This window comes from Natrinema salsiterrestre (assembly GCF_029502005.1).
Lineage (GTDB): Archaea > Halobacteriota > Halobacteria > Halobacteriales > Natrialbaceae > Natrinema > Natrinema salsiterrestre.
The window spans coordinates 184,150-204,907 of sequence record NZ_JAMQOT010000006.1; the positions used below are offsets into that span (position 1 = coordinate 184,150).

At 66.5% G+C, this 20,758-nt stretch carries 18 protein-coding genes; 9 read left to right on the plus strand and 9 right to left on the minus strand.

Annotated elements, in window-relative coordinates; translation table 11 throughout:
• The gene (locus tag NDI89_RS17195; RefSeq protein ID WP_277523205.1) at positions 1-1,182 is read left to right on the plus strand and encodes a DUF7118 family protein; all 1,182 of its coding nucleotides are present in this window, start codon (positions 1-3) and stop codon (positions 1,180-1,182) included.
• A 74-nt stretch (positions 1,183-1,256) separates the two neighbouring features.
• Positions 1,257-1,652, plus strand: coding sequence for a universal stress protein (locus tag NDI89_RS17200; protein WP_277523207.1), 396 nt, complete (start codon positions 1,257-1,259; stop codon positions 1,650-1,652).
• An 862-nt stretch (positions 1,653-2,514) separates the two neighbouring features.
• On the opposite strand, the gene glmM is transcribed toward NDI89_RS17200, so the two are convergent.
• Complete coding sequence (glmM, locus tag NDI89_RS17205; RefSeq protein WP_277523209.1) at positions 2,515-3,891, minus strand: phosphoglucosamine mutase; 1,377 nt, start codon at positions 3,889-3,891, stop codon at positions 2,515-2,517.
• A gap of 103 nt (positions 3,892-3,994) precedes the next feature.
• Between glmM and NDI89_RS17210 the strand changes: the two genes are divergently transcribed.
• From NDI89_RS17210 to NDI89_RS17220, 3 genes are all read left to right on the plus strand, one after another.
• Complete coding sequence (locus NDI89_RS17210) at positions 3,995-4,861, plus strand: HVO_0234 family beta-propeller protein (protein WP_277523211.1); 867 nt, start codon at positions 3,995-3,997, stop codon at positions 4,859-4,861.
• 155 nt (positions 4,862-5,016) lie between these two features.
• The gene (locus NDI89_RS17215; RefSeq protein WP_277523214.1) at positions 5,017-5,874 is read left to right on the plus strand and encodes a ribose-phosphate diphosphokinase; all 858 of its coding nucleotides are present in this window, start codon (positions 5,017-5,019) and stop codon (positions 5,872-5,874) included.
• Positions 5,875-5,997: 123 nt separating this feature from the next.
• Complete coding sequence (locus NDI89_RS17220) at positions 5,998-6,537, plus strand: heme NO-binding domain-containing protein (protein ID WP_277523388.1); 540 nt, start codon at positions 5,998-6,000, stop codon at positions 6,535-6,537.
• 86 nt (positions 6,538-6,623) lie between these two features.
• Here NDI89_RS17220 and NDI89_RS17225 read toward each other — a convergent pair whose 3' ends face one another.
• The 3 genes from NDI89_RS17225 to NDI89_RS17235 form a co-directional block, all read right to left on the minus strand.
• The gene (locus NDI89_RS17225) at positions 6,624-8,723 is read right to left on the minus strand and encodes a CARDB domain-containing protein (RefSeq protein ID WP_277523215.1); all 2,100 of its coding nucleotides are present in this window, start codon (positions 8,721-8,723) and stop codon (positions 6,624-6,626) included.
• A 322-nt stretch (positions 8,724-9,045) separates the two neighbouring features.
• Positions 9,046-12,252: an isoleucine--tRNA ligase gene (gene ileS / locus NDI89_RS17230; protein ID WP_277523218.1), complete on the minus strand. Its 3,207-nt coding sequence runs from the start codon at positions 12,250-12,252 to the stop codon at positions 9,046-9,048.
• Positions 12,253-12,343: 91 nt separating this feature from the next.
• On the minus strand, positions 12,344-12,574 hold the full coding sequence (locus NDI89_RS17235) for a DUF8151 family protein (protein ID WP_277523221.1): 231 nt from the start codon (positions 12,572-12,574) through the stop codon (positions 12,344-12,346).
• Between the two features lie 118 nt (positions 12,575-12,692).
• Here NDI89_RS17235 and NDI89_RS17240 point away from each other — a divergent pair, with 118 nt between their 5' ends.
• The 4 genes from NDI89_RS17240 (at position 12,693) to NDI89_RS17255 (ending at position 14,971) form a co-directional block, all read left to right on the plus strand.
• The gene (locus NDI89_RS17240; protein WP_277523222.1) at positions 12,693-13,379 is read left to right on the plus strand and encodes a uracil-DNA glycosylase; all 687 of its coding nucleotides are present in this window, start codon (positions 12,693-12,695) and stop codon (positions 13,377-13,379) included.
• Positions 13,380-13,931: 552 nt separating this feature from the next.
• A complete protein-coding gene (locus NDI89_RS17245; RefSeq protein ID WP_277523224.1) occupies positions 13,932-14,159 on the plus strand; it encodes a HalOD1 output domain-containing protein in 228 nt (75 codons plus the stop codon).
• Between the two features lie 42 nt (positions 14,160-14,201).
• Positions 14,202-14,621 carry an HIT family protein gene (locus NDI89_RS17250; RefSeq protein WP_277523226.1) on the plus strand — a complete coding sequence of 140 codons (420 nt, stop codon included), beginning with the start codon at positions 14,202-14,204 and terminating at the stop codon, positions 14,619-14,621.
• Positions 14,622-14,740: 119 nt separating this feature from the next.
• The gene (locus tag NDI89_RS17255) at positions 14,741-14,971 is read left to right on the plus strand and encodes a hypothetical protein (protein ID WP_277523227.1); all 231 of its coding nucleotides are present in this window, start codon (positions 14,741-14,743) and stop codon (positions 14,969-14,971) included.
• Here NDI89_RS17255 and NDI89_RS17260 read toward each other — a convergent pair.
• From NDI89_RS17260 to NDI89_RS17280, 5 genes are all read right to left on the minus strand, one after another.
• A complete protein-coding gene (locus NDI89_RS17260; RefSeq protein WP_277523228.1) occupies positions 14,968-15,987 on the minus strand; it encodes an A24 family peptidase in 1,020 nt (339 codons plus the stop codon). The genes NDI89_RS17255 and NDI89_RS17260 overlap by 4 nt on opposite strands.
• Before the next feature lie 152 nt (positions 15,988-16,139).
• Complete coding sequence (locus tag NDI89_RS17265) at positions 16,140-17,294, minus strand: ABC transporter ATP-binding protein (protein ID WP_277523230.1); 1,155 nt, start codon at positions 17,292-17,294, stop codon at positions 16,140-16,142.
• Between the two features lie 31 nt (positions 17,295-17,325).
• On the minus strand, positions 17,326-18,267 hold the full coding sequence (locus tag NDI89_RS17270; RefSeq protein ID WP_277523233.1) for a carbohydrate ABC transporter permease: 942 nt from the start codon (positions 18,265-18,267) through the stop codon (positions 17,326-17,328).
• Positions 18,264-19,256 carry a carbohydrate ABC transporter permease gene (locus tag NDI89_RS17275; protein WP_277523236.1) on the minus strand — a complete coding sequence of 331 codons (993 nt, stop codon included), beginning with the start codon at positions 19,254-19,256 and terminating at the stop codon, positions 18,264-18,266. Before NDI89_RS17275 ends, NDI89_RS17270 begins: the two co-directional genes overlap by 4 nt.
• A gap of 24 nt (positions 19,257-19,280) precedes the next feature.
• Positions 19,281-20,552: an ABC transporter substrate-binding protein gene (locus tag NDI89_RS17280; RefSeq protein WP_277523238.1), complete on the minus strand. Its 1,272-nt coding sequence runs from the start codon at positions 20,550-20,552 to the stop codon at positions 19,281-19,283.
• Positions 20,553-20,758: the final 206 nt, after the last annotated feature.

The window sequence follows — 20,758 nt, forward strand, 5'->3', positions numbered from 1 at the left end:
ATGAGCGAGCGCGTCCCTCCAGCCGACGCCCGCTCGAACACCGGTACCGGGACCGACGACGGCGAGCCGACGCCGCTCGAGTCCCTCGAGGCCGCCCGGCAGCGACTCGAGACGGTCGAGACGCGGATCGGCGACCACGGCGAAGAGACCGTCGCGGAGGTCGCGACGGCCTACCGGAACGCGACGAAATTACTGGACGACTACGTCGACCGCGCGACGGGCACCGGCAAGGAGAACTTCCAGGCGTACATCGAACTCGAGGGAAAGTTCGACGGACTGGTGTCGGGACTGTCGGACGACATCCCCGAATACGAGGCCTTCGAGGAGGCCCTCGAGCGGATCGACAAGCGTCGGCTCAGCGAGTCGGACTTCGAGCGAGCCACGGAGGCCCTCGAGCCGGCCGCCGAGTACGCCGACCTGCTCGAGGAGCGAGAGGCCGCCCGCGAGGAACTGGCGGAGGCCCGCAAAGAAGCGAATAAACGCCTGCGGACCATCGGTGACGAGATCGAGGAGCGCGAACGGCTCCTCGAGCTGGCGACCGCGGATCTGGACGCGCCCGTCGACCGCCTCCGGGAGCCGATCGAGACGTACAACGAAGCGATCCGCGAGGCGTTTCGAGAGTATCGGCTCGAGGCCAGCGCCCGCGAGGTGTTCGACCTGCTCGAGCGAAGTCAGTGGTACCCGTTCGTGGACTACGAGCAGCCGCCCGACGAACTGTTGGCGTACGTCCGCGAGAACGAGGCCGGCGAGTATACGATCCCCGAGTTGCTCGAGTACGCGGACTACTCCCGATCGAAGCTCTCCCACTACGTCGAGAGCGCCGACGAACTCAAGCGATCGGTCGCGACCCAGCAGACGTATCTGGACGGCATCGACGCCGAACCGCTGACGATCGACTGGCCGCCGGAACCCGCCGGCGCGCTCCGTTCCCGGGCGCGCGAGTACCGGCCCTTCGTCGCTCGGATCGCCGACGAAGACGTGGTCGCGACCCTGCGCGAGGTCCGCCTGCTCGCGACGGAGTCCGACTACGGCCGGCTGCAGACCGCCGCCCGGGCCGTCGCACAGCTCACCCCCGCCGAACGCGAGCGGCTGACCGACGGCCGCGTCGCGGACGAACTCGAGGCCCTGCGGACCGAACGGGAGCGACTCGAGGCGGCGCTCGAGGTCGACGACCCGGTCTGACGGTCGCCGTGCCCGTCGACGTCGGCGTCGGCTGGCGACCTCGGATTTTAGCCGTCGCCGCCCGAAGGAGACGTATGTCCAGACACGTCCTCGTCCCGATGGACGACTCCGACCCGGCGCGAGCCGCCCTCGAGCACGCGTTCGAGTGGGTTCCCGCCGATCAGATGTCGATCGTCCACGCGGTCGGCGATCTCGAGGCGGACTACGGCAGCATCGTCTCGGCGGACGACGAACCCCCGTTCTTCGCTGACGTGCGAGCGATCGCCGACGAGTACGACCGCTCGACCGAAACGGCCGTCGTCGACGGCGACGGCGTGGCGGACGCGATCCTCGAGTACGCCGACGAGGCGGGCGTCGACGCGATCGTCATGGGGAGCGAAGGAAAAGCCGGCGTCTCGCGGATGTTGCTCGGGAGCGTCGCGGAAGCGGTCACGCGCCGCGCGGCGATTCCGGTGACGATCGTGCCGTGAGAGCGGTCCCGGTTGCGGGCCGACCACCCGACGGCGTCGTCGATTGTGGTGGTCGAGGGGCGGTGTGTCTCGAATGGTGGGTTCGACCGAGCGCGATCGAGTGGTCGGCTCTCCGCCGGGGCTCGAGGGTCCCGCGCACGACCGAACATCCGCGGGGGGAGGCAGTCGGAGAACGAGGCCCCGAGGCGATCGAACGCCGTTTCGATCGAGGAGGCCGTCTCTGGGTGCCATCGCCGGATCACACCCGTCCGTTCAGGAGTTGCTACTGGGGTGTGTCCCCTTCCCCGTCGGTCATCGCGGCCTCCGGGAACGGCACGGACGGTCCGTGCGCCGAGTGCTGTCGCTCCTCGACGGCGTTAATTTCACTCCGTTTCAGGACGTTTATATCTCGGCGGGATGTACGTGTGCATGCTTCCGAAACCCTCGGTAGGGGTTTGGAAGCAAGTCTCGGGTGTCCTAACCACCCGGGGCGTTTGGGTGCGCTGCCCCCTGCGCTCGTGCCTTTGGAGACTTGCTCCAGTTGAACGTTACCGTAACCTTACTTATAACTAATGAAAACGTGACAGGTAATTATCTGGTGCCGGTTCGAGTACCGATGGAATTTCTCGAGTGCGGAGCGAAAGCGGAAGGTCGCTGGCATCGCGGGGCGGCGTTACCGCATCGAACGACTTCGTTCACTGCGTCTTCGCGCGGCAACGCCGCGCGAACGATCCGAGTGACCGCTGGTCCCCCGCTATTCACGAAAACCACGGGCAAATTCGTTCCGCGGGTCGCCCAACGGCGACCCGATCACAGCGCGTCACCGCACGTCGGCTCCCCTACTCGAGACGAGCGATCGCCGAATTATCGAGCCGAAGCGACCTCAGGCGTCGGCCTTCGCCTCGGCCAGCGCCTCGTACATGTCCTCGGCGAGCGTCTCGGCGCGGTCGCCGTCGCGAGCCTCGGCGTAGATCCGGACGAGCGGTTCGGTTCCGGAGGGACGGGCGAGCACCCAGGCGTCGCCGTAATCCAGCCGGTAGCCGTCTCGAGTGTTGAGTTCCGCCTCGGCGGCCTGCGCCTGGTTGGCCGCCGCGTCGAGCATCGCGTCGCGCTCGGCCGTCGACTCGTACTCGATGTTGCGCCGGACGTTGACGTAGCCGTCGTAGGGGGAGACGATCTCGCTGACGGGCCGTTCGGCCACTAGCTCGAGGAATCGCGCGGCCGTGAAAGCGCCGTCCCGTGAGAGCCGATAGTCGGGGAAGAAGATCCCGCCGTTGCCCTCGCCCGCGACCGGCACCCGTTCGCCGTTGTCCTCGAGTTCCTCGATCCGCGTGATGATGTTCGTGGAGCCGATTGGGGTGAGCTCGAGCTCGGCCCCGACCTCGTTCACGACGTCGACCAGCCGCTGGGAGACGTTGACCGCGGAGACGGTGGTGTCGCCGGGCTCGAGTTCGGCGGCGGCGAGCGCGGCGAGAGTGGCGTCGCCCTCGACGTACTCGCCGTGCTCGTCGAAGAAGATGGCGCGGTCGGCGTCGCCGTCGTGGGCGATGCCGACGTCGGCGTCGGTGGCCCGAACGAGCCGACCGAGATCGGTGAGATTGTCCGGGACCGGCTCGGGATCGCGGCCGGGGAAGTGGCCGTCCGGCTGGGCGTTGACCGTCACGACGCGACAGCCGAGTTCGCGAAAGAACTCGGGGCTGGTCAGCGATCCCGCACCGTGACCCGGATCGAGCGCGACGGTGAGGTCGGCGTCGGCGATCGTCTCGCGGTCCGCGGCCGCGAGCAGGTCGGCGACGTACTCCCGGCCGACGCCGTCGATCTCGTGGACGCGACCGGTCTCGTCCCAGGGAGCGACGGTGAACGACTCCGCGAGCAGGGTCTCCTCGATCGCCTCGAGGTCGGCGACCGCGAGTTCGACGCCGTCGCTCCCGACGAGTTTGACCCCGTTGTACGGCGGCGGATTGTGCGACGCCGTGATCACCATCACGGGGACCCCTTCCCGTTCGGCGTAGGCCTGTGCGCCCGGCGTGGGGACGATCCCGAGGCGGTCGACGTCGGTTCCCGTACTCGCCAGCCCGCTGGCGGCCGCGTCGGCCAGCATGCGTCCCGTATGGCGCGTGTCGCGAGCGATGGCGACCCGGTCCCCACCGTCGCCGTCCCCCCAGGTCGTCCCCGCCGCTTTCGCGACCCGCAGGACGAACGCGGGCGTCAACTCCTCGTTGGCGACGCCTCGAGTCCCGCTCGATCCGAAGACTTGCATTACCGGCTAGTCTGACCGGCCACCTCAAAGGGATTCCGCAAACCGATTCGACCACAGCCGCCGCGGACGGAACGTTTTCGGCCCGCCGCCGCCACGGTCCCGTATGGACTCGATCGAAGAGAAACGCGTCTACGGCGATCGCGGCGGGGCGATTACCGTCTACATCGCGAGCGGAATCGGCGTCGTCCGCGTCCGCGTGGCCGGCGACGCCGTCGGCGAATTCGGTCTCTGCGAGCGGTGTGACGCTCGAGACGTCGCGGCGACCCGCGGCGGCGTCGCGGTCGCGACCGACGAGGACGTTCGGCTACTCGACCTTCCGGACGGAGCCGGTGTCGACGAACCGGCAGACGAGACCTTCGTCGGGACGGACTTCGGCCCGGCGGTCGCCGTCGGCAACGACGACGGCGAGCTGATCGCGGCCGGCCCGGACGGCCGCGTGGCCGCTCGACCGGCCGGAACCGACGAGTGGACGACGCTCGAGGACGAGGTCGGTCGAGCGGTGCGAGCGATCGACGGCGATCTCGTCGGGACCGACGGCGGCGTCTACCGCGTCCACGACGGCGGGCTCGACCACGCCGGACTGACGGACGTCCGGGACGTCTCGGCCGCCGGCGTCCCGCTCGCCGCCACCGCCGACGGACTCTACAAGCTCGGCAACGGCTGGATGGAGATCCGCGAGGGGGCGTTCGACGTCGTCGCGGCCGATCCGCGCACGGAACCCGGCCGTCTCGAGCGCGCACACGCGGTCGCGGACCGGATCCTCTACGAGTACGACGCGACCGACGACGAGTGGCAGAAGGGGAGTCGCTCGAGCGACCGGATCGTCGGCGTCGACTACGGCGAAACGGTGTACGCCGTCACGGCCGGCGGCGTGTTCCGCACGGCGACGGACGGGACGTGGCGAAAACGAGCGCTCGGCGTCACCGACGTAACGGGCATCGCAGTGCCGCGCTACGCGGCCGACAGCTGACGCTGCGAGTCCGGAACCGAGCACTCGTTTAAGTGGTTCTGGTCACAAGGTGAAGCTACGAAGGGCTTTTGCGGACAGCGCTACCGCTCGCGGAGCGGCGCGTCTCTCGGTCCGAGAACGAAAACTGGTTTACCCCCCGGCCTGTCCCACCGACTATGATCGTTAGCGGATCCACGTCGCAGACGCTCGCCGCAGCGCTCGCACGCGAACTCGAGGAACCGCTCGCTGCGGTCGAGTACGACCGGTTCCCCGACGGCGAACTGCTGGCGGCCGTCCCCGGCGTGGCCGAGGCCGAGCCGTATCGGGCGGTGATCGTCGCGTCGACGCTCTCGAGCGACGCCCACCTCGAGGTGCTCCAGTTACAGGACGCCGTCCGGGAGGCGGGCGTCGAGAAGGTCGTCACCGTCCTTCCCTACATGGGATACGGCCGACAGGACGCCGCGTTCGAGCCGGGACATCCCGTTTCCGCGCGGGCCGTCGCCCGTGCGATTTCGACGGGCGCGGACCGCGTGGTGACGGTCAATCCCCACGAACGGGCGGTCTGCAAGTTCTTCGAGCCGACCGCGACCGCGGTCGACGCGGCGGGTCGACTGGCCGAGCCGCTCCCCGCCGACCTCGCGGATCCGGTCTTCCTCTCTCCCGACGCGGGTGCCGTCGAGCTCGCGGAGACGGTCCGGGACACGTACGGCGCGGGCGAGACCGACTACTTCGAAAAGACGCGCCACTCCGGTACTGAGGTGGATATCTCGCCCAGCGACGTCGACGTCGCGGGCCGCGACGTGGTCGTCGTCGACGACATCATCGCGACGGGATCCACCATGAGCGAAGCGGTCGCCGTGTTACAGGAACGAGACGTCGGTCGGGTCTTCGTCACCTGCGTTCATCCGCTCCTCGCGCGCGACGCCGTCACGAAACTCTCGCGGGCCGGCGTCGAGGCGATCTACGGCACCGACACCATCGAGCGCGGTGTCGAGACTATTTCGGTCGCCCCGGCGCTCGCAACGAACCTGTAACTAAACGATTAAGTGGTGGCCAGACATCGTGCTTAGTTGGTAGCGCGTGGCACGAGACGGTCTCGGCCGCGACGAATGCGAATCGGAATCGGACCGATTGCGGACAACGGACTAATCGACCAGATGCACGGAATCGTCCACAAGACCCTCAAGGAGTACGTCGTCGACCGAACCGACGACGGCACCTGGGACACGATCGTCGAGCGATCCGACCTCGAGCCGAAGCTGTACCTCCCCGTCTCCCACTACGACGACGCGGAGATCGACGCGATCCTCGAGACGCTCTCGACGATGGCGACCCAGGACAGACGCGCGATCGAGCGGGATTTCGGCAAGACGCTCGCTCCCGAACTACTCTCGACGTTCAGCGCTCACATCCGCGGCGACTGGGACGTCGACGAACTCCTCGGCGGACTCGAGGACGTTTACGACGACATCGATAGCGCGACCGAGGAAACGTCGCTTCCGGCGATATCCTGTACGCTGGAGTCCGATCACGCGGTCGTCACGTACGACACTCACCGCGACCAGCAGTACTGCGGGCTGGCCCACGGGGTCCTCGAGGGCGTGATCGCCGCGTTCGACGGCGACGCGCCCGTCACGAAAACGGCCTGTGTCGACGACGGCGCCGAGCGCTGTGAGTTCCGCGTCGACCTCGAGTGAGGCGGCGAAACGACCGTCGCCGTCGATTTCTGTGTCGGAGAATGCACCGGGTAGCCGACCGAAAGACGTGTCGGTGCCCGCGAGCGTCAGCCGCGCCGAGCGAGCAGTGTAGCTGCGAGCGCCGTCACGAAGGCGACGAGCGCAGCTGGCATACCGAATCCGGGTACGTCATCGACCGCCGCGGCCGGGCCGCCGCCGACGCTGACGACCGCGGTCCGGTCGCCGACGGCCACCTCGTACCGGCCGTCCTCGTCGAACCGGAGTTCGGCATCGACAGTCGTCGTCTCGCCGGGTCGGAGCGCCACCGACCGGTTGGCGACGGTGCCGTCTACCGTCCGGAACTCGAGGACGGCCGCCGCCGGCCGATCATCGGCGGCTTCGACCGTCGCGGTCGCCGTTACCGGTTCGCCTGGCTCGATGCTGTCGGGCGCGACCTGCAGGTCGGTGACGGTCACGCTCGCGGACGAACGGACGACCGCCGTGAGCCGATCCGAGCCGACGCGGATATCGTACTCGCCGGGATCGGATGGCGTCCACGAGAGGGCGTGGCTCGTCTCCTCGCCCGGTGGGAGGGTCCCCCGCCGGTGGTCGACCACCCGTCCGTCGACCTCCAGGGTCGCGTCGTAGGTTCCCTCGCGATCGCCGGCGTTCGTGACGGTGCTCGGAATCGTCACCGGTTCGCCGGCCGGAACCGCGATGACGTCGGGGTCTCCGTCGGTACCGCTGGTCTCCGCGGCCGTCCAGCGCGGCCACTCCTGTCCCCCGACCTCGATCGGATCGGACCCCAGTCCGTACTCGAAGGCGGCCACCTCCTGATCGAAGGCGCTCCGGTGTTGGCTCCGGCTCCACATCTCCGGGGTGGACTCGGTTCGCGTGTACTGTTCCGCCACGGCGCGGACCTTCGCGCCGCCGTTGTCCTCGATCGCCCCCAGGAAATCCGCCTCGGTCACCGTCCCCTCCTGAGCGTTCAGCGTCCGGAACACGTCCTCGAGCGTGCGATCGCCGTCCGTCGCGATTCGGAGCTGTCGATCGATCTCGCCGTAGGCGAGCGCTCCTTTCGTGTACGGCGTGTTCGGATCGTCCCACGTCGAGGGATCGGAGAGCACCGCGTCGGCGTAGGACGACCGTTCACCCCGCTCGAGGAGGCCGCTGAAGTCGCCGAAATCGGTACGCCCGCTCTCGAGGGCGAGCAGGCCCGCGTAGTAGTCGGCCTGCCCCTCGACGACCCACTTCGTCTCGGGGGCGGTGTCGTCGCTCCTGCCGGAAAACCGCTGACGAACGTGGACGTACTCGTGAAGCCAGACCGGGTTCGGCTCGTCGAGCGTGGCGTCGTCGACGACCCACGCGTCCGACGCTCCGTACTGAATCCCACGTTTCGATCCCCAGTCGATATCGCTCGGCACTGCGACCATGAAGACCTCGTCCCGCCGCGATCCGACCGCGAGTCGTTCGCGAGCGTCCGCGAGCGCTGTGAGGATCGCGTCCGGCGACTCTTCGAGGTCCGCGACCTCGGGAACGATCAGCCTGATCCGCCCGCCGTCGACGGCTCGCTCGTGCTCCGTTACTTCGCCGAAGAAGGCGATGTCGCCGCCGGTCGCCCCCGGTCCGTCGACGCGCGCCGACCGCTCGAGGCCGACCGACTCGGTTCCTCGCACCGAGATTCCCACGTCGGGGACCGGTACGATACCCCACTCGCCGGTGTCGATGAACGTGTAGCCCTCGCTCGAGGAACCCACGCCGCTCTCGTCGCCACCGCCCCGTCGATCCGCCGGCATCGTGTACCGGATCATCGGTTTATCGGTGTCCTCGGTCCACTCGAACGTCCGCTCGCCGGTCCGCTCGAATCCCGACATCGACTCGACGGTCGCAGCCCCCGCGAGTTCGATCTCGAGTTCCGTCACCGAATCCGGCACGTGGACCGTCAGTTCCGCCTCGAAAACGTCGGGGTCGTCAGGTCGATGGTGAAGGACCGTCTCCCGGAGAACGACGTCCTCGGAGCCGCTGGTCGCCGCCGAGCCGGCGTTCGTCCCGACCGACGCGAGCGACTCGCTGGGGACGGGGCCAGCGGTCGACTCAGCGGTGACTGGCGACGCAGTCGCCTGTGCCGGCTCGAGCGCACCGACGCCAGCTGGCAGACTACCGACGAGCAAGACGACGAACGCGAGGACGGCGACCCGAGAGTTCACTACTCATAGCTGGTAAGTCAGCGGCCAAGACGTTTATGGCAGCGTTACTGTCACCGGTTCGGAAAAATAAACACGGACGGAACCGACACGAGTCAGAGACAAACGAAAAAACCGCTAGTCCGACGCTTCCGCGGCCGCCAGCGGCTCGATCGCAATCTCTGCATCCACCTTTTTCCGCTTCGGGATTCGCTCGCTCCGCGAGCGAACCACTCGCCGCAAAAATCTGGACCAAAAAACCCGCCTCGCTGCTCACGGGTCACTTCGTTCCCGTTCGCTATCGAGGACTTCGCATTCGCTCAGTCCTCGCGCCGCTCGGCGGTGACTAGTCCGACGCTTCCGCGGCCGCCAGCGGCTCGATCGCGATTTCGATCGTCACGCCTTCGACCTCCCACTCCTTGCGGTGGCCGTCCTCGACGTCCCGGCGCTCGTCGGCGCGAACCTCCTCGCTGATCAGGTCCTTCCGGTCCGAGACGAGGTCGGCGATCCGCTCGTCGTCGATGGAAAACTCGAGCGCGATCCGCTCTTCGACGTCGAGCTCGAGGTCCTTGCGCATCTCCTGGACGCGGCGGATGACCTCGCGAGCGTAGCCCTCGCTCTCGATGTCGTCGGTCAGCGAAGCATCGACGTAGGCCACGCCGCGATCGTCGCCGTCGGTTCCGAAGGCAGTGCCGGCGACGCTGTCGGGCGTCTGCGTCACGAAGGACACCATCTCGTCAGTGATCTCTTCGCCGTCCTCGAGGACGTCCGAGACGGCGTCCTCGATCGCCTCGAGGCTCGGCTCGTCGATGCGGGCCTCGTTGAGCGCGTTCATGACCTGTCCGGCGCGGTCGCCGAAGGCTGGGCCGAGTTCGCTCATGTCCGCTTCCGCGCTGTACTGAAGCTCCTCCCAGCGATCATCGGGCGAGACGAGTTCGATCTCGCGGGCGTTGAGCCGGTCCTCGAGCAGTTCGGTGTGTCGTTCGACGGCGTCGACCACGCGCTCGTCGTCCGCCGCGACGACGACGCGCGGAACGGGCCAGCGCAGCTTGCGGCCGGCCTGCTGGCGGGCGTTCGCGCCGGCTTCCTCGATCGCGCGGAGGAGCGAGACGTCCACCTCGAGCCGGTCGTCCTGGAAGTACTCGTCGACCGCCGGCCAGTCCTCCATGTGGACGGTGTCGAACCCGTCCTCGCCGGTTAACGTGGCGTAGATCTCCTCGCTGATGAACGGCGCGTACGGCGCGAGCAGGGCGATGCTCTCGCGGAGTACGCGGTAGATCGTCGCGTAGGCGGCCCGTTTCGAGCCGCTGTCCTCCTCGGCCCACATGCGCTCGCGGACCGCCTGCACGTAGAACCGGGAGACGTCGTCGACGACGAACTCGATGAGCGCGTCGAGCGCCCGATCCTGCCGGCGGTCCTCGAAGGCGTCGGTCATCTCCGCCTTCGTGGACTGCAAGCGGGCGAGCACCCACTCGTCGATCAGCTCGAGGTCTTCATCCACGTCCTCGAGCGTCGTTTCGGTGGGGTCGAACTCGTCCAGGCGCATGTACGGCAGCGGGAACCGGAAGACGTTCCACAGCGTCCGGAGGTGGTTCTCCATCGTCTGCATCCCGTCCCAGTCGAAGCGCATGTCCTCGCCCTGCGGGTTGTTCGAGAGGAGGAACATGCGCATCACGTCCCGCCCGTGGCGGTCGATCGCCTCGTGGGGATCGATCAGGATGTCCTTGGACTTGCTCATCGCGCGACCGTCGGGCATGAGCGCGTGGCCGTGCATCAGGACCTCCTGATACGGGCTCTCGCCGAGCGCGGCGGTGCCCATCCCCAGCTGGGACCAGAACCAGCCCCGGGTCTGGTCGTGGGCCTCGAGGATGAAGTCCGCGGGCCAGAGCTCGTCGAATCGGCTGTCGTCCGAGGGGTAGTCCAGCGTGCCCCACGACGCGACGGAGGAGTCGAGCCAGACGTCGAACACGTCGGGGACGCGGGTGTAGGTAGTGTCCCCGTCAGTGATCGTCAGATCGTCGACCGTGTCCTTGTGGAGGTCGACGTCGTCGGCGTCGACGTCCTGATCGACGCGCTCGGCGAGTTCCTCGCGGTCGCTGACGACGATTCGGTCTTCGTCGTCGTCCCGATCCTCCGGCGTCCAGATCGGGAGCGGGATTCCCCAGTAGCGCTGTCGGGAGACGTTCCAGTCGGGGGCCTCCTCGACGAAGTCCCGGAACCGATTGTCCCGGGCCCACTCGGGGTGCCACTCGCTGTCCTCGATGTTCTCGAGGAGATCCTCCTTGATGTCCGTGATCGTGATGAACCACTGGTCGGTGACGATCTGGAGGATCCCCGTGTCACAGCGCCAGCAGTGGCCGTAACTGTGATTGACGGTGCCGGAGGCGAGCAGTGCGCCGTTGTCCTCGAGGTCGGCCGTGATCTCCGGATCGGCGTCTTTGACGAACTGACCCGCGTACTTGCCGCCTTCTTCGGTGTAGACGCCGTCGCCGCCGACGGGACAGAAGATCGGGAAGCCGAGTTCGCGACCGCGCTCGAAGTCCACCTCACCGTGGCCCGGTGCGGAGTGGACGAGCCCGGTCCCGTCGCCGTCGGTATCGACGTAGTCGGCCGCGTAGACCTCGAACGCGCCCTCGGCGTCGACGTGGTCGGGCACTTCCTCTGCGAGGGGGTGCTCATAGGACCAACCGAGCAGTTCCTCGCCGGACAACTCCTCGACGACCTCGTAGTCGTCGTAGCGGCCCTCTTTCAGGACCTCCTCGTGTTTCGCGTCGGCGACGTAGAGGAGTTCCTCCTCGCCGTCCTTCTCGGCGCGCACGCCGACGTAGTCCCCGTCCTCGTCGACGGCGACGAAGGTGTTCGCCGGGACCGTCCACGGCGTCGTCGTCCAGATGACGATCGACCCGTCGCGGTCGGCGAGGTCGAATTTGACGTAGATCGAGGGGTCCTCGACGTCCTCGTACTCGACCTCGTTGTTCGCGATGGCGGTCTCACAGCGCGGACACTGGGAGATCGAGCGATGGCCCTTCTCGACGAGGCCGCGGTCGGCGGCCTTCGAGAAGCCCCACCAGGCGGCCTCCATGTACTCCGGTTCGACCGTCCGGTAGGGGTCGTCCCAGTCCATCCAGACGCCGAAGTCCTGGAAGTCCTCCTGGAGCCCCTCGAGTTGCTCGTTGGCGTAGTCCTTGCACTCCTGGATGAAGTTCTCCTCGCCGAACTCCTCGATGTCCTGTTTGTTCTCGAACCCGAGTCGCTCCTCGACGCGGGTCTCGATGGGGAGCCCGTGCATGTCGTAGCCCGGGCGGTCGGTCACGTCGTACCCCTGCATCCGGAGGAAGCGGAGGTAGACGTCCTTCAGCGACTTGTTCCAGGTGGTTCCCATGTGCGCCGAGCCCGACGTGTACGGCGGGCCGTCGACGAAGAAGTAGGACTCGCCGTCCGATCGATGCTCGACCGTCTGCTCGTAGGCGTCGACCTCGTCCCAGTACTCGAACACCTGCTGCTCGAGTTCGTGTGGGTCGTACTGGTCGTCGACCTCGTCGAACCTGCTCATACCCGACCTAATCGCTTCCGACAGTAAAGAGGAATCGATATCGCGGATCTCTCGATCCGGTCGCTCGGGAAACCCAGTCGCGATTCAGCGCTCAGACGTACTGCGAGAGGACCTTCTGGTAGCCGACTCCGTACGCGCCGGCGTAGAGCATGACGCCGCCGAGGACGGCCAGCCAGACCGCGATCATCGCCTCGCCCGATCCGAGATGCTGCAGACTCGCCTGTTCGACGAGCACGCCGCCGACCGTCAACGCGCCCGCGACGAGGGTGTAGAGGATCAACGAGAGCGATTCCACGAGTAGTTCCGGGCCGATCGATGTCATTAGCACGCCTGTATCCGCCCAGCCACCGTAAACCTGTCCCCTCGCGTGCGACTCGATCGCACGGCCGCGAGCGCGCCGAACCGACCGGGCTAAAACCGCTGCAGCCGTCCCTCCGAACGTGCCCGCGTCCGATCCCGACGCAGAATCCGAATCGGTACCAACCGACGACCCCGCCTATCCGAGCGACCGCAACGTCCTCGAGCCCGACTGCACCCGCTGCCCGGCCTTAGCCGACTCCCGAGAGTGCATCTCGTGGGGGACCGGCGACCGCGACGCCGATATCGTAGTCGTCGGGGAGGCTCCCGGCCACGGCGACCTGGAAGCCGACCGCTGGCAGGGCGGGAACTGGACCGGCAAGGCCTACACCTCGCGCCACTCCGGCCGGCGCATTCGCCGGATGGTCGCTCAGATCGGCTACGGCGACGACGCCTACTACACGAACGCAGTGAAGTGTTTCCCAGCGGATCCCGACGACCCGGCGAGCAACCGCGAGCCCACTCCCGAAGAGCGCGCGAGCTGTCGAACCCACCTGCTGACAGAACTCGAGGCGATCGATCCCTCGGTCGTCCTCGCCACCGGCAAGCACGCGACGAAGACCGTGCTCGCGGCCGAGGATCGGGAACTCGAGGGATTCATCGACAGCGTCCTCGAACCGGTGCGCTGTGAGCGCCTCGACGTGTGGCTGGTGCCGATCCTCCATCCGTCCTATCAGGACGTCTGGATCGGCCGGCTGGGATACGAACCGGAGGGGTATCTCGAGGCGATCCGCGAGGTGCTGGCGGAGACGGTCGGGACGGACGTGTAACAGTCGCCGGGCGGAGCGCGACGCGGCTTCGAAGGGAAGCGATCAAAGCTGCTTGCCGTCACTCGATGGATCAGGCGGTGTTCGGACGATGCTCGAGCGAGAGTTCGACGGGAATTCGGTGGGAGTCGAACGGCGAGGCCCATTCGAGGCCTGCAGTGACGAGAGAGACCGCCGAACAGTTCAGTATCCTAACGTTTTTTACGACCGGTTGAGTACCAGAGAAACGCGCACGAAAGTGCGCAGAGCCGGAGCGCACGGGTCCAACCAGCACTCCGGCTCACACAAACTCCCGCGTAGCGGGAGCAACTCACGCTTGACAGCGATGAAATAAAGATGTGCCGACGTCTCGCCGCATCAGTTCCAGCAGCGTAGTTGCTCTTCGGTACGACGGGGCCACCCCTAAGAGAGATACATGTCCACGCGCATCCCCGGACACGGCGACTGTGGTACCGACGAACGCACGGAACCGACTGGCGGCGCGGGCACGCGTCCGCACTGCGAGTCGGTGTTCGCTGCGACGACAATCGACCGACGAACGGGTGCCGACTCGTGATGCATCCGACCATCGCTGCTGCACTCGAGCGCGTCGCGGCCCTCGAAGGCCGCGAGTCGACGGCGCTCCCTCCGCTCGGCGAGACCGTCGACCCCGAGGCGCTCGGCTCGCTGCTCGAGTCGACCGGCGACGTCGCCGTTCGCTTCGAGTACGACGGCTACCGCATCGCGATCGGACCCGACCCCCGCGAGGTGGAGGTGGTGGAGGTGATCGATAGCGTGCGGTGAGGTCGGGTAACCTTCTTGGGATGGGCCGACACACACTCGAGCATGAGTACGATCTTCAGCCAGATCATCGAGGGGGAGATCCCCGCGCGAATCGTGTACGAGGACGAGACGACGGTCGCCTTCCTCGACGCCAACCCGCTGGCCCCGGGCCACACGCTGGTCGTCCCCAGAGACGAGTACGAGCGGTTGAATGACGTGCCCGACGACGTGGCGACAGACCTCTACGCGACCATCCACCGCATGGTTCCCGCCGTCGAGGACGCGGTCGACGCCGACGCGACCACCGTCGCGTTCAACAACGGCGAGGCCGCGGGGCAGGAGGTCCCCCACGTCCACTGCCACATCGTTCCGCGCTTCGAGGGCGACGGCGGCGGCCCCATCCACGCCGTCGCGGGCGAGCGGCCCGACCTCGCGGACGACGAACTCGACGACATCGCCGCCGACATCGAGTCTCGAGCCTGAATCGACCGGAAGCGCTGCCGACGCCGGACGCTGCGATCGCCACTCCGACGCCGATCCGCGGCGCGACCGACGCGTTCGATCGCCGTGACGTTTTTCCGATCACCGACCGAGTGTCGCGTATGACGCTCGCCGGCATCGCCGCCCAGTTTCGCGCCCACCCCGTCGCCATCACCCTCGAGCTCGGCAGCGTCCTCGTCTGCTGTCTGCTGTTCGCGGGCACCTTCGTCCTCCTCTCGCAGGGAGCCCCCACCGGCAGGGGCGACGCCTGGCTGGCGCTGATCGGCGTCGGCGTCGCCTTCGTGCTCGTCTGGACGGCGCTCGTCCCGCTGTACGAGCGGACGCTGCGCTAGAACAGGATCCCGAACAGCAGATCGCCGTAGCCCAGCGCGATCACCAGTCCCACGAAGATCGGGACGAGAAACGGCGTCCCCGGCGAGATCCAGACCGTCTCTTCCTCGGCGAGTACCTCGAGCCCCTCGCGGAGCGTCTCGGGCGTCGTTCCGTATGCCGAGCTATCGATATCGTCCAGAAAGGCGGCTGCACCCCACGGATCGTCGTACTCCGCGGCTGACGCCGGATCCGGGTCGCGATCCTCGTCGGGATCCGACTCGAGCGCGCCGCCGTCTCCGCGAACCGACACGTCCGCGGTCACCGCGCCGTCGGTCGGCGGGTTCGGCTCGTCGGGAAGCGTCGCCGGGTCCCGATATCGGTCGGGCCGCTCGCGCAGATCGGCCAGCGAGAGTCCCCGCCAGCGGAGGTACATCCGCAGCGCGTCGAGGTCGAGCCCGCCGCGAGAGAGCCCCGTCGGCGTCTCGAGCAGGCGGCCGTGGGTCTCCGGAATCCGATCCCAGGAGACGGGCCAGCCGACGAACATGACCGGGGCGATCCGGCCCGCGGCGGCGTTGCGGACGGCGAGGGCGAGCGGGAGCGCGACCCCGACGAGGACGGTGTTCGTCAGGATCGTAAACGAAAACGTCCCGATGCGGGTCGTCTCGAGCGGCAGCGTCACCGATCCCAAGGCGTACTCGGGAAACGTCGGGAAGAGGACGGCGAGGACGAGCAGGGCCTTCGCGTCGGCCCCACCGAAGCCGCCGAACCACCAGAACAGGTAGGCGATCGGGACGACCACGCCCAGACTGATCGCCGTCGGAATCAGGAACTCGTAGGTCCACGCGGTCCCGCCGGCGGTCCAGGAGAGCCATCCCTCCCAGGCCAACAGCGCGGCACCGAGCAGCGAGAGGGGGATCCAGACGGCACTCGAGACCCGCCGCGTCTCGATATCGCGGTAGGCGGCCCAGGCGAAGACCGGAACGGCGACGAGTCGAAGGAGGTCCGGACTCGTCGCCGAGACGCCGGAAACTGTCACGGATAGCTCTCTCGAGCGAAGGAGCGTTACGTTTTCGGCTCGGGCGAGCGCTCGAGAGGGGGAGCGAGCCGTCGGCTCCGCGGTCACGAGCGTCCGTTCGAAATAACGGGACGAAACGAATCAACCGGGGAAAACCGCCGTCGCGACTCGAGTCAGGTCGGTGCCACGGCGTCGACCTCGGACAGCGAGCGATTTTTCACCGCCCGTCCGTCGCGGTCGTCGAAGAGGTGGATCGCGTCCGGCGGGATGGTGGCGACGACGCGGTCGCCGCTGGAGACGTTTCGCATCCCGCTGATCGTGACGATAAACGTGTCCGGATCGGGGCCGTCGTCGTCGGCGAATCGGAGGTAGATGTTGTTCGACTCCCCGACCGGTTCGACCACGTCGACGACGCATTCGAAATCGTGTTCGCCGACCGAGGACTTCGTCGCGTGGAACTCGATGTCCTCCGGCCGGACGCCGAGCGTGAACTCCGTCGCGTCGCCCAGCGACGATCGAACGTCGCCGGGGAGCGGATAGGAGAAACGCTCGCCGGTCAGCGCATCGTCCGACAGCGTCACGTCGAAGAAGTTCATCGACGGCTCGCCGATGAAGCCGGCGACGAATCGGTTGTTCGGTGTGTGGTAACACTCCAGTGGCGTGCCGACCTGCTGGAGGACGCCGTCGTTGAGGACCGCGATGCGGTCGCCCATCGTCATCGCCTCCGTCTGGTCGTGCGTGACGTAGACCGTCGTCACGCTGAGGTCCTCCTGAATCCGCTGGAGCTCCGTCCGCATCGTCGCGCGGAGCTTGGCGTCGAGGTTCGAGAGCGGCTCGTCCATCAGGAAGGCCTCCGGATCGCGGACGATGGCGCGGCCGAGCGCCACCCGCTGTTGCTGACCGCCGGAGAGCTCCGACGGTTTGCGATCGAGGAGGTCCTCGATACCCATCATCGCGGCCGTCTCCTCGACGATCGACGTCATCTCGTCGTCGGCCATGTCAGTCGATTCCTCCAGCCCGAAGCGCATGTTCTCCCGGACGGTCATGTGCGGGTACAGCGCGTACGACTGGAACACCATCGCGATGTTCCGGTCGGCGGGCGGCGTGTTGTTGATCAGTCGATTACCGAGGCGGATCTCGCCGTCGGTGACCGTCTCGAGACCCGCGATCATGCGGAGCGTCGTCGATTTCCCGCAGCCGGAGGGGCCGACGAGCACGAGGAACTCGCCGTCGTCGATGTCGATATCTACGCCGTCGACGGCGACGATCTCGTTGCTGTCGCCGTCGTTGAACACCTTCGTTACCGTATCGAGCGTTAGTTCTGCCATAGTGAATCACCTGTGGAAGTCGTCAGGGGGGTCATGCTGTCACCCCTTCGGCGAACTTGTCGCCGAACAGGATGTAGACGATCAGTGTCGGGAACGCCGCCAGCATCGCCGCGGCCATCCGCAGCGGGAAGTTCGTCCCCGACTGGGAGACGCCGATCCCCACCAGCTCTTGGGTCACGACCGATGCCTCGCCGAACTGGACGATGGTCAACGCGAACAGGAGGTCGTTCCAGACCTGCGTGAACTGGTAGATGAAGACGACCGCGAACATCGGAATCGACAGCGGCAGCACGATGCGACGGTAGATCGTCGACACCGACGCCCCGTCGAGCCGGGCCGCCTCGATCATCTCGCTGGAGAGTTTCTTGTAGTGGGCACGGAACAGGAGCGTACAGATCGGAATCCCGTACGCCGTGTGGGTAATGATGAGCGCGACCAGCTTCCAGTGGTACTCCTGAACGAAGGGGATGCCGGTGAGCGCGACGAACATCGTCCGCAGCGGCACCACGTTGTACCAGAACTGGGTCAGCGGCACCAGAACCGCCTGATACGGAATGAAGATGCCGGCGATGAACAGCGCGTAGATGCCGACCTGACCGCGCCAGTCGACGTTCGTCAGCCCGTACGCCGCCATGCTCCCGAGCAGTCCCGACAGGATCGTGGCCGGGACGACGAGGATGACGCTGTTGACCAGCCCCCTCGACAGCCCGTCGAACGCGTTCCCGAACGGCTCGAGCGAGAACGAGCCGGTACCGGGCACCAGCGGCTCGAGCGGTGGGAGATACGGCGTCGACCCGGTGTACGTACCGGGGTCCGTAATGGCCGTCATCAGCCCCGTCTCGATGGGGATGAGATAGAACACTGCCATCCCGACCAGGACGGCGTAGAGGACGACTCGGTTGAGAGCGGTGCGCGTTTCGGTCTCGTCGCTCGTCGCCGTCGTCGCACTCTCGTCGCTCGTTGCGCCGCTCATAGTTCACCTCGCGTGTACTGCGTGTAAATATACGGTGTCACGATGAACAGTGCCATGACGAACAGGATGACGGCGATGGTCGACCCGTACGCCCAGTTCTGATTGGCGTAGGCCTCCCTGACCATCCGCGTCGCGAGGATGTCGGCCGACGGACCGGGCTGGTAGCCGCCGTACATCGAGAACAGGAAGTCGAACGCCTTCAGCGCGAACACCGTGATGACGACCAGCGCGCTCACGGTCGCCGTCCGGAGCTGTGGAATGATGACGCGCCAGTACATCCGGACCGTGCTCGCACCGTCGACGCGTGCCGCCTCGAAGTGACTCGTCGGAATGCCCCGCAGCGCAGCCAGATAGACGATCATGGCGTAGCCGCTGAACTGCCAGATCAGGGCGAAGGCGACGGCTCCGAGCTTCAGGTCCGGGTTCTGAACGATCTCGACCGGCCCGATTCCCACCAGCCCGATAGCGGCGTTGATCAGCCCCGTCTGCGGGTTGTACATGTAGAGCCAGAACTTCGCCGTGACGACGAACGAGAGGCTCATCGGGAGCAGGTAGATCGTCCGGAACGTGTCCTCGAAGCGGATATTTCGGTCGACGAGGATTGCCAACAGCAATCCGAGCACGAGACAGACGACGGCGAACACGACCATCAGTATGATCGTGTTCTGGAGGGAGTTCCAGACCGGATCGACCGTCAGCTCCGACCACGTCGGCGTTCCGCCGTTGAACGCGATGACGTAGTTCTCGAAGTCGAGAGAACTGTAATCGGGGGCACCGAGGCCCTGAAAATCGGTCAACGACAGGACGAAGTTCCAGAGGACGGCACCGTACACGAACAGCCCGACGAGCAGGAAGGGTGGCAACCAGAAGGGGGCCGAGCGAATCGAATCGCGACGCAACAGCGAGCGCTCTGCGGAGACCTCACCGCCGTCCGTACGGACGTCGCTGTCGGACCAGCGATTCCGGACTCTGGCTATCAGTTTGCGCATAATATAATACTCTGAGGCCCTCTCTTACTGGAAGGCGCTGATGAGCGCGTCCGCAGTCGCGTCGGGGTCGTTCTCTTCGAGGAAGCCACTGAACGCGTCACTGATGTTCGTTTTTATGTTAGGCGAGACGGCCAGCCCGTGTTCGATGGACGGCGGCTGGTTGTCCGAGCTCGTGAAGTCTTCGTACTGGTCCTGCTGGAACGTGTTGAGCTCCGAGACGTCGGCGTCCTCCCGCGGCGGGATGGATCCCTTCTCCTTGTTGAACAGGACCTGAGCCTCGGCGGTGCCACAGTAGCTGAGGAAGGTCTTGGTCGCCTCCGCCGACGGGTTGTTGTCGAAGTACGGGAACGAGTCCATGTTCAGCAGGTAGTTCCCGCTCGTGCCGGGGTAGGTGATCTGGCCCCAGTCCTCGCCGTAGTTGAACTCGTCGTTGCCGCTGTAGGCACCCGCCGCCCAGTCACCCTGATGGATGAACGCGGCGTCGCCCTCCATGACCATCGTGTTGGCCTCCGTAAAGCTGATCGAGGACGCGTCGCTCGGGTAGTACTCGCTGAGTTCGACGACGTTCTCGAGCGCGGATCGGACCTGATCGACGTCGCCGTCGCCCTCGATGAACGCGTTGTAGCCGTCTATGCCACCCTCTGCGAGCAGGATCGTCTCCCATAGCTGCGTGGTCGACCACGAACCGCTGGTCTGGTGTGCGAACGGGACCGCGTCGGTGTTCTGCGAGACGGCCTCGCAGGCGTCCACGACGTCGGCGGGAGTGGACAGCGACTCGGGATCGACGTCCGCCTCCTCCAGGACCGACGTGTTGTAAAAGAGGTTGTTGATGCGGTGGATGTTGAGCGGGACCGTCACGTACGTCCCGTCGAGTTGGGCCTGCTCCTTCGGGCCCGCGAGGTAGTTGTTCTTGAGGTCGTCGGTCCACACGTCGCCCTCGATATCGGCGTATGCATCACCGAACTTCGTCAGCGTCTGGCCCGGCCACGTCTGGAACGTACTCGGCGGGTCGTTGGCCTGCAGCCGGTTGGAGACGACCTGGTCGAGGTTGCTCCGAGCGGCACCGTTGACCGGATCTTCGCCGAACTCGATGTCAGGGTGTTCCTCCCTGAACCCTCCGACGAGCGCTTCGATGGCGGCGTTTCCGTCGCCGGAAGACCAGGCGTGGAGCAGCTCGATGGCGTCCGACCCCGAGCCGTTACCGCCACCCGTACAGCCGGCCAGGCCGGCCGCTCCTGCGACAGCGGTCGATTTGAGCACGGTACGGCGCGAAAGAGGTGTATCGTTGTCTGCCATAGTTTTGAATTCTACGTGCCCCCCATCACGGAGCGGGCGTCCCCTTCCGGGAATTCTCCGTGTGATGCCTTGACGACACGTATGAGGAAAAAGTACATCCTTCTGAGTAAATCTTTCGGTATACCCTCATAGTCGTTCGTTCGGTATAGAGAGGCAAACGGACAGGTCGGCAAGAGACGCTCGATATCGGTCACATCGCCAAATAA